Origin of the sequence: Amycolatopsis sp. La24, from assembly GCF_029087445.1 — a bacterium.
Classification (GTDB): Bacteria; Actinomycetota; Actinomycetes; order Mycobacteriales; family Pseudonocardiaceae; genus Amycolatopsis; species Amycolatopsis nivea.
Genome location: NZ_JARACH010000028.1, coordinates 105,415 through 114,401, shown reverse-complemented (window position 1 = coordinate 114,401; position 8,987 = coordinate 105,415). Strand labels below are relative to the sequence as shown.

General features: G+C 67.8%; 7 protein-coding genes. 5 read left to right on the top strand and 2 right to left on the bottom strand.

Going from position 1 to position 8,987, the window contains the following annotated elements; genetic code table 11:
• Positions 1-292: 292 nt before the first annotated feature.
• On the top strand, positions 293-1,828 hold the full coding sequence (locus PUT80_RS25415) for an amino acid permease (RefSeq protein WP_037808775.1): 1,536 nt from the start codon (positions 293-295) through the stop codon (positions 1,826-1,828).
• Between the two features lie 1,066 nt (positions 1,829-2,894).
• Positions 2,895-4,532: a Na+/H+ antiporter gene (locus PUT80_RS25410; RefSeq protein WP_275293722.1), complete on the top strand. Its 1,638-nt coding sequence runs from the start codon at positions 2,895-2,897 to the stop codon at positions 4,530-4,532.
• Here the strand turns inward: PUT80_RS25410 and PUT80_RS25405 are convergent.
• Positions 4,513-5,415: a TIGR03564 family F420-dependent LLM class oxidoreductase gene (locus PUT80_RS25405; protein ID WP_043834744.1), complete on the bottom strand. Its 903-nt coding sequence runs from the start codon at positions 5,413-5,415 to the stop codon at positions 4,513-4,515. The two genes, PUT80_RS25410 and PUT80_RS25405, sit on opposite strands and share 20 nt — an antisense overlap.
• A gap of 150 nt (positions 5,416-5,565) precedes the next feature.
• Between PUT80_RS25405 and PUT80_RS25400 the strand changes: the two genes are divergently transcribed.
• Positions 5,566-6,063 carry an OsmC family protein gene (locus PUT80_RS25400; RefSeq protein ID WP_275293721.1) on the top strand — a complete coding sequence of 166 codons (498 nt, stop codon included), beginning with the start codon at positions 5,566-5,568 and terminating at the stop codon, positions 6,061-6,063.
• Positions 6,064-6,114: 51 nt separating this feature from the next.
• Here PUT80_RS25400 and PUT80_RS25395 read toward each other — a convergent pair whose 3' ends face one another.
• Positions 6,115-7,401, bottom strand: a complete 1,287-nt coding sequence (locus tag PUT80_RS25395) for an adenylosuccinate synthase (RefSeq protein ID WP_037808782.1) — start codon at positions 7,399-7,401, stop codon at positions 6,115-6,117.
• Positions 7,402-7,477: 76 nt separating this feature from the next.
• Here PUT80_RS25395 and PUT80_RS25390 point away from each other — a divergent pair, with 76 nt between their 5' ends.
• Both PUT80_RS25390 and PUT80_RS25385 read left to right on the top strand, forming a co-directional pair.
• Positions 7,478-8,149 (top strand): hypothetical protein, encoded by a 672-nt coding sequence (locus PUT80_RS25390; RefSeq protein ID WP_275293720.1) that lies wholly within the window; start codon positions 7,478-7,480, stop codon positions 8,147-8,149.
• A 152-nt stretch (positions 8,150-8,301) separates the two neighbouring features.
• The gene (locus PUT80_RS25385) at positions 8,302-8,940 is read left to right on the top strand and encodes an HNH endonuclease family protein (RefSeq protein ID WP_275293719.1); all 639 of its coding nucleotides are present in this window, start codon (positions 8,302-8,304) and stop codon (positions 8,938-8,940) included.
• Positions 8,941-8,987: the final 47 nt, after the last annotated feature.

The following is an 8,987-nucleotide window of genomic DNA, read 5'->3' as shown; positions in this document are numbered from 1 at the left end:
ACCCGCCCCCGGCATCCGATACGTCGGCAACGGCCGACGCCCAGGCACCCGCCCGAAGAAACAACAACCGTCACCGAAGTCCTGACACACCAACCGTCACCCAAGTCCTGATGCGGAACTGTCACCCCTGTCCTGAGACATCACATGTTGATCACTCAGACCCGAGCCGCCCTGCGCCGTTCGGAGGAGCTTCCGCCCAGCGACCAGCGAAACCTTGACACCCGCGAACGGAGAGGGCTAACTTCTGCGCACTCTCAATGGTCTGTCCGCATACCTTTCAGGTGGGTGCCCGATGGATGTCTCCGACCAGCAGACCGGACAACCCGACGAAGACAGCGCTCGCCTGCACGCGCTCGGCTACGCGCAGGAACTCAAACGCACGATGTCGGCGTTCTCGAACTTCGCCGTGTCGTTCACGATCATCTCGATCCTGTCCGGCTGCCTCACGCTGTACGGCTTCGGCATGAAAACCGGCGGCCCGGCGGCGATGATCTGGGGCTGGCCGCTGGTCGGACTGTTCGTGGTACTGGTCGGGCTGGGCATGGCGGAGGTGTGCTCGAGCTACCCGACCGCGGGCGGACTGTATTACTGGGCCGCGAAACTGGCGACCCGCAACGGCCCGGCGTGGTCGTGGTTCACCGGCTGGTTCAACCTGATCGGGCAGATCGCGGTCACCGCGGGCATCGACTTCGGAGCCGCGCTCTTCCTCAACGCGTTCCTCGATCTGCAGTGGGGCTTCAGCGCGACGCCGGGTCACACGATTCTGTTGCTGGCCATCATTCTTGTCGTGCACGGGGTGCTGAACACCTTCGGCGTGCGAGTGGTGGCGGTGCTGAACAGCGTCAGCGTGTGGTGGCATCTCGTTGGCGTGCTGGTGATCGTGGGCGTGCTCGTGTTCGTGCCGGCGAAGCATCAGGAAGCGTCGTTCGTCTTCGGCAGCTTCGTGAACCAAACCGGCTGGGGTTCCGCGCCATACGTGTTCTTGCTCGGCTTGCTGCTGGCGCAGTACACCTTGACCGGCTACGACGCCTCGGCACACATGACGGAGGAAACCAAGAACGCCGCGAAAGCGGGCCCGCGCGGAATCATCAACTCGATCCTCGTGTCACTGGTCGCGGGCTGGATCCTGCTGATCGGCCTGACCTTCGCGATCCAGGACTACGACGGAGCCGTCAACTCGGCGACCGGCGTCCCGCCAGCCCAGATCTTCATCGACGCGACCGGCGCGGTGACCGGAAAATTCCTGCTCCTGATCTGCATCGGCGCCCAACTGTTCTGCGGCATGGCCTCCGTGACCGCGAACTCCCGCATGATCTACGCCTTCGCCCGCGACGGCGCGATCCCGGGTTCGAAGATCTGGCACAACATCAACAAACGAACCCAAACCCCAACCAACGCAGTATGGCTGGCAGCAGGCGGCGCACTGGTACTAGCGCTGCCGTACCTGTGGAGCGCGACGGCTTACGCAGCAGTCACCTCGATCGCGACGGTGGGCTTGTACGTCGCGTACGTGATACCGGTCTTCCTCCGCGTCCGCCGCGGCGACAGCTTCGAGAAGGGCCCATGGAACCTGGGCCGCTGGGGCAAACCCATCGGCATCGTCGCGACGGTGTGGGTCGTGGTGATCTTCGTGCTCTTCATGCTGCCCCAAGCAAGCCCGATCACGGTCGACACGTTCAACTACACGCCGATCGCCTTCCTGGTAGTCCTGGGCGGAGCAGCCCTGTGGTGGGTGTTGTCGGCACGGAAGTGGTTCACCGGCCCGAAGGTGCAAGGTTCGGCGGAGGAATTGGCTGCGGTGGAAAAGGAACTGAAGGAACTCGGCTAATCCGGAGGGCTCTCGGGACGGACGACCGCTCTCCACCCGGCGCCGTCCCGTCCGACGCGGCTCACTTCGGCGGCGCTCCGTTCGGCAGGACTGCCTTCGGCGACACTCCCTCCGGCAGGGCTCTGTTCGGCATGGCTCCGTTCGGCGGCGCGCCCTTCGGCAGCGCTCCGTTCGGCGGGGCACCCTTCGGCAGCGCTCCCTTCGACGATGCTCTGTTCGGCAGGGCTCCCTTCGGAGGCGCTCCCATCGGCAGGGTTCCGTTCGGCGACGCTCTGTTCGGCGGTGCTCCACGTTCGTCCGGCACCGCTCCGCTCGACAACACTCCGAGGTCGGCTGCGCGGTCGTCCGATGCCGCGCCACCCGGCACCGCTTGGTCCTGCATCTCGCCATTCAGCGGCGGTGCGTTCGGCGGCGGTGCGTTCGCCAATGCTCCACCGTCGTCCGGCATCACTCCACCCGGCGGAGTTGGTCCCGCATCGCTTCGCCGCCGAACACCTGACCGGAGTCCGCGAGCAGACCCAGCCGTTCGCCGAACCATCGCGCACCGACCACGAGCCCGTCCCGCGGTGAGGTGAACCGACCGCAACCACGTCGCAGCGTCCGTCTGCCCGGCTTCCTCAGCGCCGCATGTCCGCCATTCACGCGGTGCCGTCAGGCGACCTCGCCCGTCGCTGCCCCGACCTCCGAACCGTCTACCGACCGCCGACCCCGGCCACCTGCCTCCGCGGCAACACCACGCAGCAAGTCCGAGCCCACGACCCTTCCGGAGGCATCCCGCACCCCAACCATCGCCGCCCCCAACCACCGCGGCCACCCGCCGTCAAAACCGTGGGCGCTGCCCTCCAAGTAGCAAGCCCGGCACCCTCCACCAATCCACGCCCACCGACCACCGCCGAACCCGGCACCGCCGCACCGGAAAGCGCCATGCCCATCCCACTCGCCAACGCTCCACGCGGCCCGCCAAACAAGCCGCCCACCACCCACCCATCCGCCTCACCCCGAAGGGAGTCCGACACGAACCCACACCATCCGCGCCTCGTCTGATCCATGAGTCAAGATGCGAAGCATGGAGACCTTGACGCTGGTCGGCGTGCTCGCCGGGTCGCTGGGGCTGACCGCGGTCGCTCGGCGGTTCAACCTGTCCGCGCCGCTGCTCATCGTGGTGGTCGGGCTGGGGATCGCGTTGATTCCCGGCGTTCCGCGGGTCGAGCTGGAGCCCGAGCTGATCCTGACCGTCGTGTTGCCGCCGTTGCTGTACTCGACGTCGCTGGAGAGTTCGATCTCCCACTTTCGTGCGAACTTGCGGCCGATCATCACGCTCGGCGTGCTGCTCGTGGTGGCCACCGCGTTCGTGATCGCGTTCGTCGTGCACCTGCTGCTGCCTGATTTGCCGTGGGCGTCGGCGCTGGTGCTCGGGGCGGTCGTGTCTCCGCCGGATGCCGTGACCGCTGTCGCGATCGGGCGGCGGCTGGGGTTGCCGCGCGGGGTGATGACGGTGCTCACCGGCGAGAGTCTCGTCAACGACGCGGCGGCGCTCACGCTGTACAAGGTCGCGCTCGCGGCGGTGGTCGGGACGGCCGGGTCGCTCGGGCACGGGTTCGCGGTTTTCGCCGTCGCGACGGTGGTCGGCATTCTGGTCGGGCTGGTCGCGGGCGGGGTCGTCGAGGTGATCCGCACGAGGCTGGACGATCCGCTGCTCGAATCGGCGTTCGGGATCGTGGTGCCGTTCGCGGCGTACGTCACCGCCGAACACCTGCATCCGTTCGGGGCCGAGTTCAGCGGGTCCGGGGTGCTGGCGGTCGTCACGGCCGGGTTGTTCCTCGGGCATCGGTCGCTGCGGGCGTCGCCGGCGACGCGGGTGCAGGACCGGTCTGTCTGGGCGTCGATCGACGTCATGCTCGAGGCGCTGGTGTTCGCCTTGATGGCGCTGCAACTGCCGTTCGTGCTTGACGGGGCGCAGCATGCTGCGCGGGACAACGGGACGCTCGCGTTGTCGGCGATCGTCGTGTTGCTCGCCACGATGTTCGTGCGGATTCCGGCTGTCTTCCTGTCCAGCTATCTGCCGCGGTCGCTGCAACTGCTCAGACGTACTCGGCACGATCCGCCCGCTTGGCGGTCGCTCGCGGTGATTTCCTGGACCGGCATGCGCGGCGTCGTCACCATCGCCGCCGCGTCTGGGGTGCCTGCGGATACGCCTGGTCGCGCGGAGATTCAGCTGTTCGCGTTCGCCGTCGCGGTCGGGACTGTGCTGATCCAGGGGCTCACGCTGCCTCCACTGATCCGGCTGCTCAAAGTCCAGGATCCGGACGAGGACGCGCGCGACCAGGCCGAGGAGCTGGCCGCGCGCAAGGTCGCGCAGAAGGCCGCGCACGAGCGGTTGCGCGAGCTTGCTCGCGACCAACTGTCCACTTTGGACATGGAGCCGGAGAAGATGAAGCGGCTCGAGCAACGGCTGGAACGCGTGGTGGACACCCGTTATCGGTTCGCGCAGGCCGCGATCACGCTGTCCGGGGAGGAGCGTCGTGACAGTCCGCAGGCGCAGTTCGCCAAGGCGCGGCGGGAACTCCTCATCACCCAGCGGGCGGCGATGATTGAGGAGAACCGCGCCGGACGCCTTGACGACGATGTTCTGCAGAAGGTCCTGCGCGAACTCGATCTGGAGGAAATGTCCGTAACGACAACCCTTACGAACCGGATGAGTTGAGCTCGCCGGTCAGCCGCCAAGTCCGCCGTCGGTCTTCGTCGGTGTGCAGGGCGGTCTGGGTGAGCAGCACGTCGGTCGCGCCGGCGTCGAAGTAGCGCTGCACCCCGGCGGCGACGGTCTCCTCGTCGCCGATCAGCACCAATTCCGCCGCGTTTTCGACGCCACCCTCCTTCAGGATGCGCTGGTACGACGGGATCGAGCCGTAGAACCCGAGTTGCTGTGCCGCGATTTCGCGCACCGCGTCGACGTCGCTGGTCACCACGGCCGGGACAGCCGCGATCACCCGCTTGCCCGGGCCGATCCCGGGCACGATCAGGTTCGCGATAGCCCGCGGGCTGGCCAAGTACGGCAGCGTGCCGTCGGCCAGTTCCCCGGTGACGCGCAACGCCTGCGGGCCCATCGCGGCGACGAGCACCGACACCGGGGTGGCTGACGCCGGCTCCGGCAGGTGCGCCTCCACCGTCGAGCCGGTGAAGTCGACCTGTTCTCCGGCGAACAGCGCCCGCAAGACAGTCAGGTATTCGCGCAGGTGCCGCACCGGCGGCGGATACGGCGTGCCGTAGACGGGTTCGAGGAAGTTCTTCGCGCCAAGGCCGATGCCTAGCGTGAACCGCCCGCCGGACGCCTCGCTCGCGGTGCGTGCGGCGGCCGCCAAGACCAGCGGGTGTCGCGGATAGATCGGCACGACGGAGGTGCCGATCTCAACTCGCGACGTCACCTGGCCCGCCAGCGCGGCCACCGCCAGCGCGTCGGGGCCCCAGGGCAATTGGGCGAACCAGATCGACGCCGCGCCCGCCTCCTCCGCCTCCCGCGCCTGGTCCAGCACTTCGGTCACGGTGATGTTTTCCCGCGGAAGGGCGGGCAAAGTCAGTCCGACGCTCATGCCTTCAAATTATTCAGGCGCACCACCGGTTTCTCACCAGTCGAAACAACCGCGCGGCTTTGTGCCAGCCGGATTCTCAGCCGACGAGAGCCCCTGTCCGTCGACCGGGCCGGCCCGCACCCTGGACGCCCGACGATTCCAGGAGGAACGATGTCACTGACCGACGTCATCGACGGCACCCGCCAGGCCGTGCGGACGGACCGGCACAACGCGGCGGTGTCGTTCAGCGTCGACCACGCGCTGGCCGCGAACACCGCGACCGTGGTGGACGTCCGGGTCCGCGACCACGCGTTCACCGTCGACGAACCGCCCGCGCTCGGCGGCACCGACCAGGCGGCGAACCCGGTCGAGTACGCGCTGGCCGCGCTCGGGTCCTGCCAGGTGATCACGTACCAGTTCTGGGCCGCGCGCCTCGGCATTCCGCTCGACGCGGTGCGCGTCAAAGTGGACGGCGACCTGGACCTGCACGGCTTCTTCGGCTTCGACGAATCGACCCGCCCCGGCTTCAGCGACGTACGGGTGTCCGTGGAACTCGACGGTCCGGCCGGACCCGAGGCCTACGAACGACTCCGTAGCGCGGTGGACGAGCACTGCCCGGTGCTCGACCTGTTCCGCAACCAAACCCCAGTAACCACAACGGTTCGCTAAACAAAACGGCCAGGCCGGTACGAAACCAGCCTGGCCGCTCCACCGAAAAGATCAGGCGAACTCGTGCCGCACGATCGTCTGCTCCCGCCCGGGGCCGACGCCGATCGCCGAGACCCGCGCGCCCGACAGTTCCTCGATCCGCTCGACGTAAGCCCGCGCGTTGGCGGGCAGCTCGTCGTACGTGCGGCAGTTCGAGATGTCCTCGAACCAGCCCGGCAGCTCTTCGTAGATCGGGACCGCGTGGTGCACGTCGGTCTGGGTCATCGGCATGTCCGAGGTGCGGAAGCCGTCCACCTCGTAGCCGACGCACACCGGGACCTTCTCCAGGCCGGACAGCACGTCCAGCTTGGTCAGGAAGTAGTCGGTGATGCCGTTGACCCGCACCGCGTAGCGGGCGATCACCGCGTCGAACCAGCCGGTGCGCCGGGAGCGGCCGGTGGTGACGCCGAACTCGCCGCCCTGCTTGCGCAGGTACTCGCCGGACTCGTCGTCCAGTTCGGTCGGGAACGGGCCGGAGCCGACACGCGTCGTGTAGGCCTTCAGGATGCCCAGCACGGTCGTGATGCGGCCCGGGCCGATGCCCGAGCCCGCGCTCGCGCCGCCGGACGTCGGGTTCGACGACGTGACGAACGGGTACGTGCCGTGGTCCACGTCGAGCAGCGTGCCCTGCGAGCCCTCCAGCAGCACCGTCTCGCCGCGCTCCAGGGCCTGGTTCAGCTGCAGCCGCGTGTCGGCGATGCGGTGCGCGAACTTCTCGCCCGCCGCGAGGACCTCGTCGGCGACCTGGTCGGCGTCGAGCGCCTTGCGGTTGTAGACCTTGACCAGCACCTGGTTCTTGAACTCCAGTGCCGCCTCGACCTTCTGGCGGAAGATCTTCTCGTCGAGCAGGTCCTGCACGCGGACGCCGACACGGGCGATCTTGTCCTGGTAGCACGGGCCGATGCCGCGGCCGGTGGTGCCGATCTTGCGGCTGCCGAGGTAGCGCTCGGTGACTTTGTCGATCGCCACGTGGTACGGCATGATCAAGTGCGCGTCGGCCGAGATCAGCAGCTTGCTGGTGTCGACGTCGCGCTCCTCGAGACCCGCCAGCTCGTCCAGCAGGACGCCGGGGTCGATGACCACGCCGTTGCCGATGACGTTCGTCACGCCCGGCGTCAGGATCCCCGACGGGATGAGGTGCAGCGCGAAGTTCTCGCCGTTCGGCAGCACGACCGTGTGGCCCGCGTTGTTGCCGCCCTGGTAGCGGACGACCCACTGGACGCGGTCGCCGAGCAGGTCGGTGGCCTTGCCCTTGCCCTCGTCCCCCCACTGGGCACCGATCAGCACGATGGCCGGCATGTGACACTCCAGGTGTTCGGCAATAGGAATAGTGACCCCGGACGGGGACACGGGTGGCGCTGGTAAATGCCGGTGCATGACTTTAACGGAGGACGCCGGAGTGCGCGGAATAGTGGTGGCCTGCGGCGCCGCGGCGGATCTCCCCGCGCGGCTCGGCGACGTCCCGCTGGTGCACACCGGGCACCGTCCTGGCAAGGCGGAAATCGACCCCTTGCTGGGGGAACACGACCGGCTCGTCGTGCTGGGCTCCGACGCCGACCTCGCCGCCGTGGTGGTGCGTCTCATGCGCCGCGAAGTCCTCCCGGGCGTGTCCGTCGGTTTCGTGGCCACCGAGTCCGGCTCTCGCGTTTCCGCGCACTGGCGGCTGCCCGCGGACCCGGACGAGGCGTTCGCGCTCGCTTGGAAGGGTGAGGACGCCGAAACCTCCCTCGTGCGCGACGACACCGGCGGCGTACTCCTCGGGCACGCGACCCTGCGCGATGTCAAGGGCCAGGCGTATTGCGACGAACAGGTGGCTTTCGACGGTTCGGTTTCCGGCATCGAGGTCGCACCGGACGACTCAGGGGTGACCGCCCGAATCACCCGCGGCAAGCTCGTCAAACGGTCCTCGACGTTCCGCGGCCGCGCCTTCCAGCTCGGCTGCCTGCCGACGTCTTCGCTGGTCATCGACGGTGTACCGCAGGAGCGCGAGGTCACCCGGCGGACCTGGTACCGGCACACAGTCGATCTTCGGGCGGTCCGCGGCTGACCCGATAGCGCCGGGCGGGGTTTAAGCGAACTGGGACTCTCGGTGACTTTCCGTTTACAGAAGGTCGGTTAGCTGTCACCTGACGGTGTTGCGCACGCCACTTTCGTGGTCAAAGGTGAATCAGTCCCGCATCTGACCAGGAAGGCAGCAATATGCCGACCACACGTACAGTTCGCAACTCCTTGACCGTCCTGGCCGGCGTCGCGCTGCTCGGCTCGGTCACGGTCGGCGTCGCCGACGCCACCCCGCCGGGCATCCCGTCGGCGGACACCGCGAAGAGCCAGCTCGCCGACCTCACGGTGAAACCGGACGGCTCGCAGGACGGCTACAGCCGCGACAAGTTCCCGCACTGGATCGACCAGGGCAACAGCTGCAACACGCGCGAGATGGTGCTCAAGCGCGACGGCACGAACGTCCAGGTCGGCTCCGACTGCTATCCGACGTCCGGGAAATGGACCTCGCCGTACGACGGGGCGACCTGGAGCTCTCCGTCCGATGTGGACATCGACCACGTGGTGCCGCTCGCCGACGCGTGGCGCACCGGTGCCTCGTCCTGGACCCAGGACCAGCGTCAGGCCTACGCCAACGACCTGTCCGACCCGCAGCTGATCGCGGTGACCGACAACGTGAACCAGGAAAAGGGCGACAAGTCGCCGGACCAGTGGAAGCCGCCGTCCACCGGCTACTGGTGCACCTACGCCAAGATGTGGGTGACGGTCAAGTACAAGTTCAAGCTCACCGTGAATTCGGCGGAGAAGTCTGCGCTGACGGACATGCTGGGCCGCTGCTGACTCGATCGGCCCTACCGCGGGCACCGCTGCCGTCCTATGGTCCGAAC

What these genes read in the sequence shown, in the direction of transcription:
- PUT80_RS25415 (WP_037808775.1), top strand. Translation starts at nt 293, where the DNA reads ATGGATGTCTCCGACCAGCAGACCGGACAACCCGACGAAGACAGCGCT.
- PUT80_RS25410 (WP_275293722.1), top strand. Translation starts at nt 2,895, where the DNA reads ATGGAGACCTTGACGCTGGTCGGCGTGCTCGCCGGGTCGCTGGGGCTG.
- PUT80_RS25405 (WP_043834744.1), bottom strand. Translation starts at nt 5,415, where the DNA reads ATGAGCGTCGGACTGACTTTGCCCGCCCTTCCGCGGGAAAACATCACC.
- PUT80_RS25400 (WP_275293721.1), top strand. Translation starts at nt 5,566, where the DNA reads ATGTCACTGACCGACGTCATCGACGGCACCCGCCAGGCCGTGCGGACG.
- PUT80_RS25395 (WP_037808782.1), bottom strand. Translation starts at nt 7,401, where the DNA reads ATGCCGGCCATCGTGCTGATCGGTGCCCAGTGGGGGGACGAGGGCAAG.
- PUT80_RS25390 (WP_275293720.1), top strand. Translation starts at nt 7,478, where the DNA reads ATGACTTTAACGGAGGACGCCGGAGTGCGCGGAATAGTGGTGGCCTGC.
- PUT80_RS25385 (WP_275293719.1), top strand. Translation starts at nt 8,302, where the DNA reads ATGCCGACCACACGTACAGTTCGCAACTCCTTGACCGTCCTGGCCGGC.